This window comes from Nocardioides sp. NPDC057577 (assembly GCF_042801335.1).
Lineage (GTDB): Bacteria > Actinomycetota > Actinomycetes > Propionibacteriales > Nocardioidaceae > Nocardioides.
Genome location: NZ_JBHVGB010000006.1, coordinates 1 through 17,303, shown reverse-complemented (window position 1 = coordinate 17,303; position 17,303 = coordinate 1). Strand labels below are relative to the sequence as shown.

Annotated in this window: 17 protein-coding genes; 12 read left to right on the top strand and 5 right to left on the bottom strand. The window is 68.6% G+C overall.

Going from position 1 to position 17,303, the window contains the following annotated elements; translation table 11 throughout:
* Window position 1 precedes the first annotated feature (1 nt).
* The 4 genes from ACFU7D_RS02170 (at window position 2) to ACFU7D_RS02155 (ending at window position 4,070) form a co-directional block, all read left to right on the top strand.
* A complete protein-coding gene (locus ACFU7D_RS02170) occupies window positions 2-1,249 on the top strand; it encodes a site-specific DNA-methyltransferase (protein ID WP_378862721.1) in 1,248 nt (415 codons plus the stop codon).
* A 7-nt stretch (window positions 1,250-1,256) separates the two neighbouring features.
* Window positions 1,257-2,069: an MBL fold metallo-hydrolase gene (locus ACFU7D_RS02165; protein WP_378862718.1), complete on the top strand. Its 813-nt coding sequence runs from the start codon at window positions 1,257-1,259 to the stop codon at window positions 2,067-2,069.
* Window positions 2,070-2,172: 103 nt separating this feature from the next.
* A complete protein-coding gene (locus ACFU7D_RS02160; protein ID WP_378862715.1) occupies window positions 2,173-2,823 on the top strand; it encodes an HNH endonuclease family protein in 651 nt (216 codons plus the stop codon).
* Window positions 2,824-2,954: 131 nt separating this feature from the next.
* Window positions 2,955-4,070 (top strand): aromatic acid exporter family protein, encoded by a 1,116-nt coding sequence (locus ACFU7D_RS02155; RefSeq protein ID WP_378862712.1) that lies wholly within the window; start codon window positions 2,955-2,957, stop codon window positions 4,068-4,070.
* 94 nt (window positions 4,071-4,164) lie between these two features.
* Here the strand turns inward: ACFU7D_RS02155 and ACFU7D_RS02150 are convergent, their stop codons facing one another.
* Window positions 4,165-5,292, bottom strand: a complete 1,128-nt coding sequence (locus tag ACFU7D_RS02150) for a glutamate--cysteine ligase (RefSeq protein WP_378726241.1) — start codon at window positions 5,290-5,292, stop codon at window positions 4,165-4,167.
* Window positions 5,293-5,375: 83 nt separating this feature from the next.
* Here ACFU7D_RS02150 and ACFU7D_RS02145 point away from each other — a divergent pair, with 83 nt between their 5' ends.
* Window positions 5,376-6,728 carry a threonine/serine exporter family protein gene (locus ACFU7D_RS02145; protein ID WP_378726243.1) on the top strand — a complete coding sequence of 451 codons (1,353 nt, stop codon included), beginning with the start codon at window positions 5,376-5,378 and terminating at the stop codon, window positions 6,726-6,728.
* On the opposite strand, the gene ACFU7D_RS02140 is transcribed toward ACFU7D_RS02145, so the two are convergent.
* Genes ACFU7D_RS02140 through ACFU7D_RS02130 form a run of 3 tightly spaced genes read right to left on the bottom strand, consistent with a single transcriptional unit; the run spans window position 6,723 to window position 9,618 of the window.
* Complete coding sequence (locus ACFU7D_RS02140) at window positions 6,723-7,247, bottom strand: DUF402 domain-containing protein (protein ID WP_378726245.1); 525 nt, start codon at window positions 7,245-7,247, stop codon at window positions 6,723-6,725. The two genes, ACFU7D_RS02145 and ACFU7D_RS02140, sit on opposite strands and share 6 nt — an antisense overlap.
* A gap of 14 nt (window positions 7,248-7,261) precedes the next feature.
* A complete protein-coding gene (locus ACFU7D_RS02135; RefSeq protein WP_378862708.1) occupies window positions 7,262-8,098 on the bottom strand; it encodes an SDR family NAD(P)-dependent oxidoreductase in 837 nt (278 codons plus the stop codon).
* A complete protein-coding gene (locus tag ACFU7D_RS02130) occupies window positions 8,095-9,618 on the bottom strand; it encodes a flavin-containing monooxygenase (protein WP_378862706.1) in 1,524 nt (507 codons plus the stop codon). Before ACFU7D_RS02130 ends, ACFU7D_RS02135 begins: the two co-directional genes overlap by 4 nt.
* Window positions 9,619-9,667: 49 nt before the next feature.
* Between ACFU7D_RS02130 and ACFU7D_RS02125 the strand changes: the two genes are divergently transcribed.
* From ACFU7D_RS02125 to ACFU7D_RS02105, 5 genes are all read left to right on the top strand, one after another.
* Window positions 9,668-10,258 (top strand): TetR/AcrR family transcriptional regulator, encoded by a 591-nt coding sequence (locus ACFU7D_RS02125; RefSeq protein WP_378862703.1) that lies wholly within the window; start codon window positions 9,668-9,670, stop codon window positions 10,256-10,258.
* 159 nt (window positions 10,259-10,417) lie between these two features.
* On the top strand, window positions 10,418-11,014 hold the full coding sequence (locus ACFU7D_RS02120; protein ID WP_378862700.1) for an RNA polymerase sigma factor: 597 nt from the start codon (window positions 10,418-10,420) through the stop codon (window positions 11,012-11,014).
* Between the two features lie 62 nt (window positions 11,015-11,076).
* Window positions 11,077-12,270: a hypothetical protein gene (locus ACFU7D_RS02115; RefSeq protein ID WP_378862696.1), complete on the top strand. Its 1,194-nt coding sequence runs from the start codon at window positions 11,077-11,079 to the stop codon at window positions 12,268-12,270.
* A gap of 109 nt (window positions 12,271-12,379) precedes the next feature.
* Window positions 12,380-12,901, top strand: a complete 522-nt coding sequence (locus ACFU7D_RS02110) for a SigE family RNA polymerase sigma factor (RefSeq protein ID WP_378862693.1) — start codon at window positions 12,380-12,382, stop codon at window positions 12,899-12,901.
* Window positions 12,898-13,971 (top strand): nitrate- and nitrite sensing domain-containing protein, encoded by a 1,074-nt coding sequence (locus ACFU7D_RS02105; protein WP_378862690.1) that lies wholly within the window; start codon window positions 12,898-12,900, stop codon window positions 13,969-13,971. Before ACFU7D_RS02110 ends, ACFU7D_RS02105 begins: the two co-directional genes overlap by 4 nt.
* A 90-nt stretch (window positions 13,972-14,061) precedes the next feature.
* On the opposite strand, the gene rocD is transcribed toward ACFU7D_RS02105, so the two are convergent.
* Window positions 14,062-15,300, bottom strand: a complete 1,239-nt coding sequence (rocD, locus tag ACFU7D_RS02100; protein ID WP_378862687.1) for an ornithine--oxo-acid transaminase — start codon at window positions 15,298-15,300, stop codon at window positions 14,062-14,064.
* A 249-nt stretch (window positions 15,301-15,549) separates the two neighbouring features.
* Between rocD and ACFU7D_RS02095 the strand changes: the two genes are divergently transcribed.
* Window positions 15,550-17,004, top strand: a complete 1,455-nt coding sequence (locus ACFU7D_RS02095; RefSeq protein WP_378862684.1) for a hypothetical protein — start codon at window positions 15,550-15,552, stop codon at window positions 17,002-17,004.
* On the top strand, window positions 17,001-17,264 hold the full coding sequence (locus ACFU7D_RS02090) for a hypothetical protein (RefSeq protein WP_378726265.1): 264 nt from the start codon (window positions 17,001-17,003) through the stop codon (window positions 17,262-17,264). The genes ACFU7D_RS02095 and ACFU7D_RS02090 overlap by 4 nt, the downstream gene beginning before the upstream one ends.
* Window positions 17,265-17,303 lie beyond the last annotated feature (39 nt).

The following is a 17,303-nucleotide window of genomic DNA, read 5'->3' as shown; positions in this document are numbered from 1 at the left end:
CGTGCGGGAGCCGTGGAACACCTTCGTCGAGGGCGACAACCTCGATGTGCTCCGGGCGCTCGCGAAGGCGGGGGAGAAGTTCGACCTGATCTACATCGACCCGCCCTACAACACCGGCAGCCTCTTCGCCTACCACGACGACCGTCGCGGGGAGGACGGGAAGCGAGCCGGCCGCCACGACGCCTGGGTGGCCATGATGAGGCCCCGGCTGCAGGCGGCGCGCACCGTGATGTCGGAGCGGGCGGCGATCTACGTCTCGATCGACGACAACGAGGCCGCCCACCTGAAGGTCCTGATGGACGAGGTCTTCGAGGAGCGCAACCAGCTCGCGCAGATCGTGGTCAACCTCAACCCCAAGGGCCGCCAGCTCGGCAACGGGTTCGCCACCTCCCACGAGTATCTGCTGGTCTACGCCAAGGACGCCCGGGCCTGCGCGCTGGAGTCGAGCATCCCCGAGGCCGTCAACGAGCAGGACTTCCCGCTGGTCACCGACGACGGGCGTCATTACCGGCGGCTGCCGCTGCGCAACACCAACAAGAAGTTCAACCCGGCGACCGCCCGGACGCTCCACTTCCCGGTGTGGGGAGATCCGGACTCCGGACGTGTTGCGGTCGAGCCGTTCGCCGGCGGACAGGAGATCTGGCCGGTCTTCGGTGACGGTCGCCCGGCGGTCTGGCGATGGAGCGCCCCGCTGATCGCGGCCCGTCCCGACGACCTGATGTGCCGTCGCGTACGCGGGAAGCTGGGGGAGCGCGTCGACGTCTACCAGCGCGACTGGCTCGCCCGCGACGCCTCCGGTGAGGCGAGGCGCAAGAAGCTCACCACGATCTGGATGGCCGAGGAGATCGGCTCGACCGACTCCGCCGTCGCGGAGCTGAAGTCCCTGGTGGGGCCGCTGTTCGAGTCGCCGAAGCCGACCGGTCTGATCCGGCGGATCCTGGCCACGATGCCGACCGACGCGAGGGTCCTCGACTTCTTCGCCGGCTCCGGCACCACCGGCCACGCGGTCGCGCTCGCCAACGTGGAGGACGGGGCGCGGCGTACGTGCTGGTCCGTCCAGATCGCCGAGACGACCCGACCGGGGTCGAACGCGGCCAAGGCAGAGATGGCGTACGTCTCCGACGTCACCCGCGCACGGTTGCGGGCCGTGGTCGCGGCCCACGGGAACGGCGGCGCGGAGGGGTTGGTCGAGCGCGACCTGGGTGAACTTCGTACGCGATCTGGTGACCCTGTGACCCGGGGAGCGTAGAACGCCCATGGCCATCGGTGTTCCCCGCCTCCGGATCGGTTCGACCGAGATCATCGCCCTCGCCGACGGCGACGGCCCGTTCTTCTCCCCGCGCGCCGACGCCTTCCCCGAGGCGACGGCCGCTCAGTGGGCCGAGGTCGACCGCTTCGATCCGGGCGCGGTCGACTCCGAGGGCCGATGGCGGCTCCAGTTCCGCGCCTACGCGATCCGCAGCGACAAGGGCCTCACCGTCGTGGACGCCGGGATCGGCCCGGCGGACGGTCCGGCGGCCTCGTGGGCGCCCGTGCCCGGTGTGCTTCCGCAGTCGCTCGACGCCGCGGGCATCGACCCGGCCGATGTCGACACCGTGGTGCTCACGCACCTGCACACCGACCACGTCGGTTGGGCGGTCGTGACCGAGGCGAACGGCCGCCGTCCCTACTTCCCGAACGCTGAATACCTGCTCCAACGGGCCGAGTACGACGCCCTCGACGCGCTCAACCCGCAGCTTCGCGAGACCCTCACCGACCCGCTCGCGGCGGCCGGCCGGCTCCGGCTCCTCGACGGGGACACGCCGCTGCGCGCCGGGCGTACGGTCGCCACGCCCGGTCATACGCCCGGGCACCAGAGCGTGCTGGTCGCCGAGGGGCGCGAGCTCGCGCTCGTCACAGGCGACCTCCTCGTACACGCGCTCCAGCTGCTCCATCCCGAGCTCGCCTACTCGCACGAGATCGACCCGGAGGCGGCCAGGCACTCGAGGGAGCGCATGCTCAGCCGCGACACCGCGACCACGCTGCACCTGGCGACGCCGCACCTGACGGAGCCGTTCATCTCGGCGTGATCCTGGGTGAACTTCTTGCAACATCTGGTAACCGGGTTACATGGGGCGCGTAAAACGCGGCATCGTCTGGGGGCGACCGAACACCTCACCTCGGGAGACCCCCATGAACCTCCGTGGACTGTTCATCCTTGCCTGCGGCGCCCTCGTGCCGCTCACGATTCCGGCGGCAGCACACGCCGAGTCCTACTCCCAGTCGCTCTCGACCGCCATCGGCGACCTCCCGGTCGCGGCCGAGAACCGCACCGGCTACAACCGTGACCTCTTCCAGCACTGGATCGACGCCGACGGCGACGGCTGCAACACCCGCAACGAGGTGCTGATCGCGGAGGCCGAGGAGGCCCCCACGGTCGGCTCCAGCTGCTCGCTGTCGGGCGGCCGCTGGTACTCCTACTACGACGGCGTCTCCTGGACCGCCACGAGCGACATCGACATCGACCACATGGTCCCGCTCGCGGAGGCCTGGGACTCCGGAGCCCGCACCTGGACCTCGACCGAGCGCAAGAACTACGCCAACGACCTCGGCTACTACGGCTCCCTCGTCGGCGTCACCGACAACGAGAACCAGGAGAAGTCCGACGCCGACCCCGCCGAGTGGATGCCCGACCTGCAGAAGTGCCGCTACCTGAAGGAGTACGTCTCGGTGAAGATCCGCTGGGGCCTCTCCGTCGACAGCACCGAGAAGTCGGCGCTCACCAACCTCACCTCCGCCAACGGCTGCGGCAGCCAGACCGTCTCGGTCACCCTCGCCCGCTGACCTTCCCCGGCCGACTCCGCAGAAGTGGCGGCCGAATCGGTGGAAATGGCGTACGAGATCCCGATCTCATTCGCCAGAACGACCGATTCGGCCGCCACAACTGAGGACTCGGCTGGCCTAGGATCTGCGACATGGCGTTCACTGCTCCGCGAGTCACACGTGAGCAGGTGGAGTCCGACGTACGTCGCCGGCTGGCGCGGCTGAAGTCGAAGCGCTGGCACGTGCTGCAGGCCGCCGCGGCAGCCGGGGTGGCCTGGTTCATCGCGGCCTCCCTGCTCGGCCACGTGCAACCCGTCTTCGCGCCGATCGCCGCGGTGGTCAGCCTCGGCACCTCCTACGGCCAGCGGCTGCGGCGAGTGACCGAGGTGACCATCGGGGTGGCGCTCGGGGTCTTCCTGGGCGACATCGTGGTGCAGGTCATCGGCGAGGGTGCCTGGCAGATGACCCTGGTGGTCGCGATGGCCATGGCCGTCGGGATCTTCATCTCCTCGGGTCAGGTCTTCCGCAACCAGGCCGCGGTGCAGTCGATCTTCGTCATGGGCCTGCTGCCGACGCCCGGCGCGGCGTTCACGCGCTGGACCGACGCGCTGATCGGTGGTGCGGTCGCGCTGGTGGCCGCCTCGATCGTGCCTGCCGCGCCGCTGCGGCGGCCCGGCGAGCAGGCGGCCGTGGTCGCCAAGAAGATCGCCTCGCTGCTGCGCGCCGCCGGCCAGGTGATGCTCGATGCGGACGCAGTCCACGGGCTCAAGGTGCTCGCCGACGCGCGCGCCACCGACCCGCTGATTCGCGAGCTGCAGGACGCGTCCGACGAGGGCATGTCGGTGCTGGCCGTCTCGCCGTTCCGGTTCCGACATCGCAGCCACGTGCACCGGATGGCCGAGCTCGTCGAGCCGCTCGACCGCGCGCTGCGTAGCACCCGCGTACTGGTGCGGCGGGCGGCGGTGTCCGCCTACCGCGGCGACGTCGTGCCGGAGAGCTACTACCAGCTCGCCTTCGGGCTCGCCGATGCCGTCGACGTCGTCGAGGCCGAGCTCGCCGCCGGCCTCGGCCCGGACGGACTGAGCCAGGAGGCCAGGTCGGTGCTGCTGGCGGTCGGCGAGCACTCGGCCGAGGTGGAGCGTACGGAATCGCTCAACGCCGAGGTCATCCTCGTCCAGATCAGGTCGATCATCGTCGACCTGCTCGGGGTCACCGGGATGGGGCAGTTCGAGGCGACCGACGCCCTGCCGCCGCTGCCGTCACGCTGAATGCTCACCGAGGTAACTCGGTGAACGCGTACTCCCCTCGGGGAACTCCACGAGGAGAGTGACGCTCGACCGAGGTACCTCGGTCGGCATCCCGCTAGAGCGACCCGCGCAGGTCGCGTACGACCGAGTCGACGACCGCGACCAGATCGCCCTCGGTGGAGGCCGCGATGGCGCGTTGTCGCTGGTAGGAGGCACCCTTGTGAATGATGTCGTGCACGCCGGCGAGCTCCTTCTCGCAGCCCAGCCGGGCGGCCACCGGCTCCAGACGCACCAGCAGATCGGCGAGGTCCTCGGTGACCAGTCGCTCCTCGGAGGCGTCGTTGAGGATCACGATCGCGTCCAGGCCGTAGCGGGCGGCGCGCCACTTGTTCTCCTGGACGTGCCACGGCGGCATCGTCACGACCGGCTCGCCGGCCGCCACCCGGGAGTCCAGGTCGACACAGAGACAGTGGGCCAGAGCGGCGATGGCGGCCAGCTCCTGGACCGTGGAGACCCCGTCGCAGATCCGGTTCTCGATGGTGCCGATCCGGGGCGAGGGCCGGATGTCCCAGCGGATCTCGCTGATGTCCTCGATCACGCCGGTGACCGTCTGGTCCGAGACGTACGCCTCGAACTCCTGCCACGTCGCGAACTGGAACGGCAGCCCGGCGGTCGGCAGCTGCTGGAACATCAGCGCCCGGTTGGAGGCGTAGCCGGTGTCCATGCCAGCCCAGATCGGTGAGGAGGCCGACAGTGCCTGGAAGTGGGGGTAGTAGGTCAGCAGCCCGTTGAGGACCGGGAGCAGCCGGTCCCGCTCCGGCATCCCGACGTGTACGTGCACGCCCCAGATCAGCATCTGTCGCCCCCACCACTGGGTGCGGTTGATCAGCTCCTCGTAGCGATGCCCCGCGGACAGCTCCTGAGTGGTCCACGACGCGAACGGATGGGTCCCCGCGCCGAAGAGATCCACGCCGAGATCGTCACCGGCGCTGACCACGCCGACTGTCGTCTCACGGATCTGGTCCATGGCCTCCTCGACCGTCCCGCAGATCCCGGTGACGACCTCGACGGTGTTGCGCAGCAGCTCCCTGTGGATCCGCCCGGGATGGGGAACCCGGGGCTTGGCCCGAGCGAAGAGATGGTCCGCGACGTTGACCAGATCCCGGGTCTCGCGGTCGACGAGCGCGAGCTCCCACTCGACGCCGAGCGTCGGTCGGGGGGAGGGGTGGAAGTCGATCCGCATGTATTGAGCGTTCCTTGCACGGGCCCGTTTGTCGAGCATCGTGAATGCCTGTCGTTCACCAGCCCGATGGCACCATTTGCCCGGTGGACGCGCGTGAGGTGAACCTGACTCTGGACTTCTGCCTCCGCGTCGGTGAGCTGCTGATCTCGACCGGCGCCGGGGCCGCTGACGTGACCGCGACGATGAGGTCGCTCGCCCAACATCTGGGCCTTCGCGAGGCCGAGGTCGACGTCACGTACACCAGTCTCTCGATGAGCTATCAGGCCGACCCCGAGGCGATCCCGGTGCACACCACCCGCCAGGTCAAGAACCGCACCATCGACTACGACCACCTCACCGCCGTCGACCATCTGGTCCGCCAGGTCGTACGCGACGAGGTGGATCTCCAGGGCGCCCGGATCGCGCTGGGCCGCATCATCTCCGGCGGCCACCGCCGGCCGCGCTGGGCGGTGACGCTCGGCATGGCGGTGATGGCCGCCGCGTTCACCGTCTACGTCGGCGGTGAGCTCCGCGTGATCATCCTCGCCTTCATCTCCGGAGCCGCGATCGACCAGCTGCAGCACTTCCTCCACCGCCGCTGGCGACTGCCGCTCTTCTACATGCAGGTCGCCGGTGCGGGCCTGGCCACGCTGCTCGCGGTCATCGCCGCGGCGCTGCCGCTGGACCTCGACGTCTCCACCTCGATCGCCGCCAACATCACCGTGATGCTGGCCGGGATCAGCTTCATGGGTGCCCTCCAGGACGCCCTGACCGGGTTCCACGTCACCGCCAGCGCCCGGATCATGGAGGCACTGGTCTCCACGGCCGGGATCATCGCCGGCGTCACCGGCGGCCTGGTCTTCGCAGGTGCGGTCGGGGTGCCGATCCACGGCGCGGTGACGAGCAGCGTCACCTCGCTGCAGTCGATCACCCTGGCCAGCGTCGGTGGTGCGGTCGGCGCCGCCGCCTTCGCCTACGCGGCGTACGCACCCAAGCGGACGCTGGCACCGATCGCGGTCATCGCCGCCATCGCCGTGATCCTCTCGATCGTCGTACCCGGCGACGTCGGGCGTACGTGGCGGGTGGCCGTGGCGGCCCTCTTCATCGGTCTGGTCGCCTACTCGGTCGCCACCCGGCTGAAGGTGCCGCCGCTGGTCGTCGTGGTCTCGTCGGTCGTGCCGTTCCTGCCGGGCTACTCGATCTACCGCGGTCTCACGATGCTCGCCCAGGAGACGCCCGAGACCACCTCGGTAGGCCTGGTCGCCCTCTTCACCGCGGCGTCGGTCGCGCTCGCCCTCGCCTCCGGCGTCTACCTGGGCGAGTTCATCGCCCAGCCGCTCAGTCGCCGGTCGTGGCGGATCGAGACGCGCCTGTCCGGGCCGCGCCTCGTCGGTCCGCTGCGGAAGGACAGGGCCGACAGGGCCACCCCGGTGCCTGCTGTCGAGACCGACTCATAGGCCGCCCAGCACCTCGAACCAGCGCTCGGGGGTCGTGTCGTACGGCGCCTGGCTCTCCTTGACCGCGAGGAAGACGCGCTCGGCGGAGCCCTCGGTCATGGAGATGATCTCGGGCGGGTAGCCGTACTCGAGCTGGTGGTGCTCGAACTCGTCCTCGTCGTCGATGTAGACCGAGCCGTCGAACTTCTTCACCACGTCGAGGTCCAGGTCGATGCAGGTGACCGTCGAGTCCTGCCATACCGGCGGGGTGCACATGTCGACATATATCTGCGAGCTCACCCGATCGTTAGGCCGGTTGAACGCCGGGAAGTGAGCCGCGTCGTGGTGGGGGACCAGGCTGACCGACTCCCAGTCGGCGACCCAGCCATGACCGGGGCGGGCGAACTCGGTGCCGATCGGGTGGCCGATCCACTCGCCGTGCTCGTCCTCGCCGAGGTAGAGGCCCGCGAAGGACCAATGAGGCCGGCCACCCCATTTCGTGAACTCGACACGAACAGGGTGACCGGCCTCGAAGCGCATGGCGTCAGTCTGCCTCAGCCCTGCTTCTTCGGCATCACGTACTTGGCCCCCAGCGCGATGAGGTCCTGGTAGCGCGAGCCGGTGAACTTGCCGAAGTTGTGGATCACGTGGGCGTCGAGGCCGACCAGCACGCGGGCCTGCTTCTTCTCGATGCCCTTGACGATGATCTCGGCGGCGCGCGCCGGCTCCATCTTGGCGAGCTTCTCGTCGAAGAACTTCGCGGTCGCGGCCTGGTCGTCCTTGGCCGAGACGCGAGCGCTGCGGGCGACCGCGGTCTTGATGCCGCCGGGGTGGACCGAGGTGACGCCGACGTTGTGGCCGTCGATCAGCATCTCCTCGCGCAGCGCCTCGGTGAAGCCGCGCACGGCGTACTTCGCAGCGTTGTAGAAGGCCTGGTCGGGCATCGAGACCAGCCCGAAGAGCGAGGAGATGTTCACGATGTGCCCGTCGCCGGACTCGATCAGGGCCGGGAGGAAGAACTTCGTGCCGTGCACGACGCCCCACCAGTCGATGCCCATGATCCAGTCGATGTCCTCCCAGTCGAGGTCGTTGACCCGACCCGACAGCGCGACGCCGGCGTTGTTGATCACCAGGTTGACCTGACCGAAGTGGGCGATGATGCCCTCGGCGTACGTCTTGAAGGCCTCGCGGTCGGCGACGTCGAGAAGGTCCGACTTGATCTCACGGGCTCCGGCCTGCTTGGCGAGCTCGACGGTCTCGGCCAGACCGGCCTCGTTGACGTCGGAGAGCGCGAGCCGGGCGCTACGGCCGGCGAGGTTGACCGCGAGGGCGCGGCCGATCCCGGAGCCGGCTCCGGTGAGTACGACTACCTTGTCGTCGAAGGACTTCATGCGGGGACACTCTCCTGGGTCGTGGTCGGGGCCGTGGCGGCGGTGACGGCGTACTTGTCGACGTCGAACTTGCTGGTCAGGTGGCGGAAAAGGAACGTGAAGCTCGGCCACAGGGTGGTGTTGCGACCGTGCTCGTCGAGATACCACGACGCGCATCCACCCTCGGACCAGACGGTGTTGTCCATCTTGCGCTGCAGGTCGTCGTTCCAGGCGGAGGTGGCGTCCTCGGTGGGTTCGACGGTGGCGTAGGAGTTGGTGCGCATGGTGCGGATCGCGTCGCGGATGTAGGCCACCTGCGACTCGATCATGTAGACCATCGAGGAGTGGCCCAGGCCGGTGTTCGGGCCGACCACGAAGAAGAGGTTGGGGAACTCCGGGACCGTGGTGCCCTTGTAGGCGCTCATCCCGACCTCCGCGAACCGCTCGGCCATGCTGCGGCCCTTGCTGCCCGTGATGGCATGGGCGATCGGCAGGTCGGTGGTGTAGAAGCCGGTCGCCACGACGAGGACGTCGATCTCGCGGCTGGTGCCGTCCTTGGCGACGATCGCGTTCTCGCTCACCCGGGCGATGCCGTCGGTGATCAGGTCGACGTTGTCGGCGGCCAGCGCCGGGTAGTAGGCGTTGGAGATCAGCGTGCGCTTGCAGCCGAGCGTGTAGTCCGGGGTGACCTTGCGGCGCAGCTCGGGGTCCTTGATGCCGCGACGGATGTTGTTCTGCGCCATCAACTGGTGGGCCAGGGTGAGCTTGGGCTGCACGGCGAGGCCGAGCACGCGGACCTCGAGGCCCCAGTAGACCGCCGCGCGGGCGAGCCGCTGGACGCCGGGGACGTGGCGGAAGGCGGCTTTCTCGAGCTTGGTGTAGCGGTGCTCGTTGCGGGGGAGGACCCAGGGCGCGGTGCGCTGGTAGACGTCGAGGCGAGCGGCCTTCTTCTGGATCTCCGGGACGATCTGGATCGAGCTGGCACCGGTGCCGATCACGGCGACGCGCTTGCCGGTGAGGTCGACGTCGTGGTTCCACTGCGCGGAGTGGAAGATCTCGCCCTGGAAGCCTTCGATGCCCGCGATGTCCGGGAGCTTGGGCTCGGAGAGCGCGCCGGGGCCGGCGATGACGGTGGTCGCAGCGTACGTCTTCCTGCCGTTGATCCCCTCGGTCTCGACGAGCCAGCGCTGCTGGGTCTCGTCCCAGGTCGCGGCGGTCATCGCGGTGTCGAAGACGAAGCGGTCCAAGGTGCCGGACTTCTCGGCGACCTTCTTGATGTACGCCTCGATCTCCGGCTGCGGCGAGAAGCTCATCGACCAGTCGGGGTTGAGCGCGAAGGAGTAGCTGTAGAGCTGGCTGGGGACGTCGCAGGCGGCGCCGGGGTAGGTGTTGTCGCGCCAGGTGCCGCCGACGCCGGAGCCCTTCTCGATGACGACGAAGTCGCGCTCGCCGTCCTCCTCGAGCTTGATCGCCGCGCACAGGCCTCCGAAGCCGGCACCGACGATCAGGTGGTCGACATGGGTGAGGTCAGCAGTGGTCATACTTCGAGTATGGCTTGCCTATTGAACAGGTGTCAATAGAATGGATGGCATGAGCCGACGGACGAGACTGACGCCCGAGCAGCGCCGCGAGCAGCTGCTCGACCTGGGCATTCGCCTCTTCGCACACCACTCCCTCGACGAGATCTCCATCGACGTGGTGGCACGTGAGGCCGGCATCTCGCGCGGGCTGCTCTACCACTACTTCGGCGACAAGATGGCCTTCCGTGAGGCGGTCGTACGCCGCGCCGCCGACGCCCTCGTCGCCCAGACCGCCCCGCCCTCGAAGGGGGAGCCGGTCGAGCGCCTGCTGGCGTCGATGACCGCCTATGTGGACTTCGTCGACGCCAACTACGAGGGGTACGTCTCGATGGTCCGCGGCGCCGCGAGCGACCCGGTCCTGCGCGAGATCTACGACGAGGCCTTCGGCGCGCTCGGGCTCCGGATCTTCGACGCCGGCGCCGACTTCGTCGAGGACACGCCCGCCGCACGGCTGATCGTCAGGGGGTGGCTGGCCATGTCCGAGGAGCTGGTGCTCTCGTGGAAGGCCGACCCCGCGGGGTTGAGCCGCGAGAACCTGCTGGGGCTGTTGGCCGGATCGCTCCCGCAGTTGCTGGGGCTGCTGGGCCCGGGGGAGCTGTAACACGTCGTTCGTAGGACTATCCGGTCGTTCCGATAGGGCGAGTAGTGCTACGAACGACGTGTTACACGAGCCTGGTCCGCACCCGGGTAGGTGTTCGCTATGCTCCGGCGGCACGTTTGGAGTGGGAACTCCTCTCCGCCTACCGGACATAGAGGGTGCGTGAAGGGTAGTGAGGTCCAGAGCTCCGGGCTCGTGATGACCGAGGACGACACCGTTCTGGCGGAGCGTCTTCGTCGGGGCGACCACGAGGCGATGGCAGAGCTGTTCGGCCGCTATGCGGACCCGGTCTACAACTTCTGCTTCCGTCGTGTGGCTTCGTGGAATCTCGCCGAGGATGTGATGTCCCAGGTGTTCCTGGAGGTCTGGCGGGCGCGCGAGCGGGCGGTGGCGTACGGCGGCTCGCTGATGCCATGGCTCTACACGGTCGCCGAGAACGTCTGTCGCAACGCCGCCCGTGGCGCCCGTCGGCAGCGAGCGCTGGCCGGCAGGCTGCAGCTCGTGAGGCTCGTCGACGCTGAGGACCACGCGGACGGAGTCGCACGACGCCTCGACGAGGAGAGCCGGATGTCCGAGCTCCTCGTGGCTGTCGACCGGCTCAGCCGTCGGGATCGGCAGATCTTGATGCTCGTCGCCTGGGACGGGCTCACGTATCTGCAGGTCGCCCAGGCTCTCGACATCCCCGTCGGGACCGTACGTAGCCGGCTCTCCCGTGCACGCAAGCGGGTCGCCGCGCTGATGGATGAGGGGGAGAAGTGATGACCGGAATTCCTGAACGCAGTCTGCGCCCCCATGTGAAGGCGCGGCGAGAGGCGGAGCTGATGCAGGCAATCTCCCGGGAGAGTCGTACGAAGAAGTGGATGGTGCCCATCGCTGCTGTCGCCGCGGTGGGGGTCATGGCGGTCGGTGGCGTCGTGGTCGCCCAGGGAGCGCCGTTGCTGAGGGGCGACAAGCAGATCGCAGGTCCAGGGGAGACCTCGGGGAAGCCGTCGCCGGTGCCCGACCGGGTGGTAGCGCCGGTGAAGGCCCCCGGGGACGACGCCACGGGGCTGTGGCCGGCGGCCTTCAACGGCCATGGAGTCACGTGGGCTCGCGACATCCCAGTGCTTCAGAAGTACCGAGACGTCCTCGCCGAGCACCTGGATCCCAGCGGCGAGCATCTCGAGAAGACTGTCTCCAACATGCAGGGCGGTCACGCCGGCAGTGGGCGCTCCATCGGTACGAAGCTGGGGTGGACCGTCGAGGGCGAGGACGGTCTCGGGATGGTTCAGCTGTCCGTCGGGTCCGGTTGGGATGGAGTCGGCCTCCCGTGCGGCGACCCTGGTTGGGCCTGTGAGGACGTCAACCACCCAGGGGCGAAGGTGGCGAGAATCGCGACGCACGACGGCGCTCGCACCTATGCCGTCGAGCGGTCCGATGGGACGGTCGTCGCGATCACGCTCGACTCACTGTTCGGCAACAACTCGACGATCCCCGTCTCCGGTGTCGACCTCGGGGAGAAGGAGGTCATGGCGGCCGCAGCCGACCCCCGGCTGGTCGTCCCGGAGCTGAATCTGCCGCCTGCGGTCGACGCGAAGGAGCTGGGCAGGACAGCGCTGAAATCGCTGATCCCGCCCGGAACCCCGGCGAAGTCGTACAACAGCACGCCGATGCGCTTCGACCACGAGTCGTACGTCGTGCTGACCGACATCAAGAAGGACTCGTTGGAAGGTATCTCCATGGGGGAGCCGGGAGTGGCCGAGGTGCGGTTGGAGGAGACGATCAGCCCGATCCAGCCGGACAAGGCGTGCCTTCGCCACAGTTTCAAGCGCTGCATCATCCGCACAGTCGACGGCAACGAGGTCTTCATCGGGCTCGGCAAGAAGCGCCGCTGGATGGGCAAGCCCGCTGATCCGGTGAACCTCGTCGTCTTCCAGGGTCCTGTCTACACCGTCAGCGTGTACGGCGACGGCGCGATCTCGGTCGACCGCGCCATCGACTTCGTACTCGACCAAAGGTGGCAGCCGCAGGGCTGAGTGTCAGGCGTCTCTGACGGCGACCCGCGAACATCCACGCGACCCCAACCGATCGGCGACCGACTACGTCAGTAGGGCGTCGGGGGTTGGAACCGGAGGAGGAGAGACGTTGAGCAGGGACGAGGAGTTCACCGCCTACGTCAGGGAGAGACGCGCACACCTTTATCGCGCGGCCTACCTGCTGTGCGGTGACGAGCATCGCGCCGAGGACATCGTGCAGCTGACGCTGTCGAAGGTGTACGCGGCGTGGCGGCGGGTGCGGAAGGCCGACAGCGTCGATGCCTACGTACGCCGCGTGCTGGTCAACAGCCATCTGGACGAGGGTCGCCGCCCGTGGCGGCGCGAGCGCGCCGGCGAGGTCTCGGACCGACCGGCGCCCGTCGGTCTCGGTGCCGAGGACCTCGACGAGCTCTGGACCGCGCTGCGATCCCTTCCGGCAGGTCAGCGAAGGGTTGTGGTGCTTCGACACTACTGGGGTCTGTCGGTCGAGGAGACCGCCGCCGACCTCGGTATCGCCGTGGGGACGGTCAAGAGCCAGACGGCAGTCGCTCTGGCCAATCTTCGCCTGGCCCTCCGTCCCGGCTCCACCCCCGACGCTGCCACCGACGCTGCCCGAGGAGGCCGGCGATGAACACCTTCGATGACGACACCTTGCTGGCCGATCGCCTCCACCGCATCGGCGCCGCCGCTCCGGTCCCGCGCCCGGACCTCCCCGGGGACGTACGCCGCGGCCGCCGCCGCGCGCTCAGAGCTCGCCTCGTCGCCACCGCTGGGACAGTTCTGGCGGTCGGGATCATCGGCATCGCCGGGGTGGCGCTGCGGCCCCTCGTCGAGGACCGGGCCACCGATCCGGCGGAGTCCCCGACCGCGACGTCGACCTCGTCCGTAGGTCGGGCGGAGTCGGTCGCGCAGGTGCTGCCGAGCACTTTCGACCTGGCGATCAACCTGATCTTCGAGCGCGACGCCATCCTCGCGGGCGTCCCTGACGTGGTGATGAAGCCGGTGCAGGAGGCGACCGACGAGGCCATCTCGACCTGGACCGCGAAGGCGGAGCAGATCGACGGCGGGGACCAGGAGCTCGCTGAGCTCGCCTCCGAGATCCAGCAGTCGTTGGCCGCCCTACCGGAGACGCGATCCATGGCCCGTACGAAGGAGACTCGGCTGCAGGGAGTGCTGGCCTTGTCGGTAATCTCCAACGACCTCCTCGCGATCCCGACGCTCGTGCCGTATGTCGGTGACGCCGAGATCGACGACGAGATCGAGGCGCTCGGTCACCTGGGCCCCGCCTTCCGGACACTCGGCACGCAGCGGAACATCATGGTGACGGCACTCGCCAAGCGTGAGGCCATGCAGCATGCGGGCGCTGCGGACGCGGATTCTCTCAGCAAGGAGGAGTTCGCCGAGCTTGCTCGGGCCGAGGCTGAGTGGCGCCTGTCGCTCTCGGCGCTCTACACGTCGAGCTCGGAACCTCAGCGCGACTCCCTCGACCAGATCACCATCAACACAGCCACCGACGGAGCCGTCGGGATTCCCGCGCAACGGGCGGTCAACCAGGTCCTGATCACGGGCAACCTGAGCCGGGTCACGATGACGCCGGACCAACATACGGCGTCCTGCACCGAGCTGATCCGCGGGCTGCAGGAGCTGTCCGCCGCCGCGTCGAACGAGCTCATCGACGACCTCGCCGCGCTCGACGGCTAGCGGACGAGTAACACGTCGTTCGACGTACTTTCCGGTCGTTTCATCAGGGCGACCAGTACGTCGAACGACGTGTTACATGGAGTCCGGGGCCTACTCGGAGACAGCGGCCTCGAGCTGGTCGAGCGCCCAGTGGAGGTCGTCCTCGGCGATCACCAGCGGCGGCGCGAGGCGGATGGTGGAGCCGTGGGTGTCCTTGGCGAGTACGCCGCGGGCCAGGAGGCGCTCGCAGATCTCGCGACCGGTGCCGATGGCGGGGTCGATGTCGACGCCGGCCCACAGACCGCGGGAGCGGAAGCCGACGATGCCCTTGCCGACCATCGCCAGGAGCCGGTCGCGCAGGACCTGGCCGAGCGCCTCGGCGCGGGCCTGGAACTCGCCGGTCTCGAGCAGCTCGATGACTGCAGTGCCGACGGCGCAGGCGAGCGGGTTGCCACCGAAGGTGGAGCCGTGCTGACCGGGGCCGATCACGCCGAGCACATCGCGGTCGGCGACGACCGCCGAGACCGGGACGATGCCGCCGCCGAGCGCCTTGCCGAGGATGTACATGTCCGGCTTCACGCCGGCGTGGTCGCAGGCGAAGGTGTAGCCGGTGCGGCCGAGGCCGGCCTGGATCTCATCGGCCGCGAAGAGCACGTTCTCGCGGGTGCAGACCTCGCGCAGCCCGATCAGGAAGTCGTCGCCGGGGATCACGACGCCGGACTCGCCCTGGATCGGCTCGACCAGGACGGCCACCGTGTTGGGGGTGATGGCGGCCTCGATCGCGGCGAGGTCGGCGTAGGGGACCATCACGAAGCCGGGGGCGAACGGGCCGAAGCCGTCGCGCGCGTCGGCGTCGTCGGAGAAGCCGACGATCGTGGTGGTGCGGCCGTGGAAGTTGCCGGCCATCACGATGATCTCGGCTCGGTCGGCGGGGACACCCTTGACGTCGTAGCCCCACTTGCGGGCGACCTTGATCGCGGTCTCGACGGCCTCGGCGCCGGTGTTCATCGGCAGCACCATGTCCTTGCCGCACATCGCGGCGAGGCGGGCGGTGAACTCGGCGAACTGGTCGTGCACGAACGCACGCGAGGTCAGGGTGACCTTGTCGAGCTGCTCACGGGCCGCGGACAGCAGAGCCGGGTGGCCGTGCCCGAAGTTCAACGCGCTGTAGCCGGCCAGCATGTCGAGGCAGCGGCGACCGTCGACGTCGGTCACCCAGGCGCCCTCGGCGTGGCTGATCACCACCTCGAGGGGGTGGTAGTTGTGCGCGGAGTGCGCCTCGGCGGCCGCGAAGGCGGTGGGGGTCAGGCTGGTCGCAGCGGTGGCCTGAGCCTCGTTGAGCAGGGTCATCGCACTCCTCCATCTCGTGGGGCGTTCTCGGTGATCTGAGCAGGATCATCTGATTGTCAGACAATCCTACGATCAGGCTAGCCCAGATGTCTCATCGCTGTCGCCGGGTCGGTAACACGGCGGTAAATAACTGTGCTGAGGGTGGCCCCCGGGGTATAGGTTCCGTCAGCCATCTCGGCCCGCCTCGCGTTCTCTGGCAGCGAAGCGACCCCAAGACCATCTCGGGTAAGTGACTCGGAGGAACCACAGATGCGCGTCCGCGCACTGGTGGCGGCTGCTGCCGTCGCCCTGATCGTGCCGGCGGTGCCGGCGTTCGCCACGACCGAACCGCAGCCCGACCCCACATCGACTGCGACCGTCGATCCGGCGGCGGACCCGCAACCCACGGACCCGGCGGACCCCACGGACCCGGCGGACCCCACGGACCCCACGGACCCGACCAGCGACCCGACGGAGACCGACACGCCGGCTCTGGACCCGGAACCAGCACCCACACTGTCGGTGCGAAGCACCCTGAACGGCGCCGGCGTGATGCGCGCCGGGAATGCCTTCTCGGTCGAGGTGGAGGTGGACCAGAGCCCGTCGGCATCCGTGGAGCTGTCGTGGCAGTGGTGGGACTACTACGACCGGGTCACGCTCGGTGAACCGTCGGATCCGATCGCGACGACGCTCGACGGGACGGGCAGGGCCACCCTCGCTCTCGAGGCTCCCTCGTCGCTCCCGGACGGTGTCTACAGCGTGAAGGTCACAGTGAAGCGCCTTTCGGATGGCGCGCTCGGCACTGGAGGCGGCCATTCCTTCTTCACCCTCGACAACACTGTGCCCACGTTCTTGTGGAAGCGCAGTGCCAGCGGCTTCTATCCGGCGACGGATGGGTATCGCGACCGCTTCAGCGTGTGGATCTACGGTGTCGATGAGCGTGTGATCTATGCGCCGCACACGCCCCGATACAACGTGAAGGTCCTTCGGCATGACGGCGCAGTGCTGAGGACGATGGGCTCCGGCCAGCTCGAGTGGAGCGGGCGCGAGGGTGTCGAGTACGAGAAGACGGTGTACTGGAACGGTTTGGACGCCTCGGGCCGGCGAGTCCCGGCTGGGACCTACACGATCCAGGCGACCGTGACGGACGGTGTCGGTAACTCGACCACGAAGACGACCACGGTCGTCGTCTCCTGGAAGAAGCTGGTCTGGAAGACCTACTACAAGAAGGTCACCGCCAAGGATGCGCTGGATCAGAAGTACGTCGGCTCCTGCTCGACCCTCAAGGCGCCGGCGCGCAGCGACTGGGCGGGCTCGCGCGGCTACCGCTCCAACGTCAAGTGTCGAGGCGGCGACACCGCCAAGTCGCGGGTGATCACCGACAGCGTCACGTGCCTGCCCAGGTCGTTCGACGGGAACTACCGCAACCTCTCGCTGAAGCACTACGGCGGACGGCCGAAGGGCTACACCAAGAACGTCTACCTCGTGACCCACGTCTACAGGCCGCAGACGTCCGGCGACTGGACGCTGGCGCAGCGCCACCAGTTCGGCAACTCCGTGCAGTGGAAGACGATGGCATCGGTCTCCACGCCGAACGGGCTGATCGCCGATCGTCGGTCGACGCAGTACTGCCCGTCGCTGTGGTGGGTCTCGGGCCTCCAGTCGAGCTCGCGCTACGACGTGTGGAAGTACTCGGTCGGCATCCAGTACCGGGTGCTCGCGTGACCACGACCGAGAAGCCGGCCGAAACGCCGGTGGATGCGCGGGCGTACAGCCAGCGGGTTCTGATCATCGTCGCCGCCGGTGCTCTGCTGCTGGGCCTCCTTCTGGGTGGCGCCATCGGTGCGATCGCCTTCGGCGGTGACGAGGCCCCGGAGCAGAAGCCGTCGACCGGCCTGCCCCCGGAGCCGGGCGAGGGCCCGGGCTCGACCCGGCTCGACGAGGACGCGTTCGCCCCCGAGGGTGAGGTCGGCGTCGACCAGTAGCCGATCAACCAACAGAAGAAGGACGTACGCCGCCCGGCA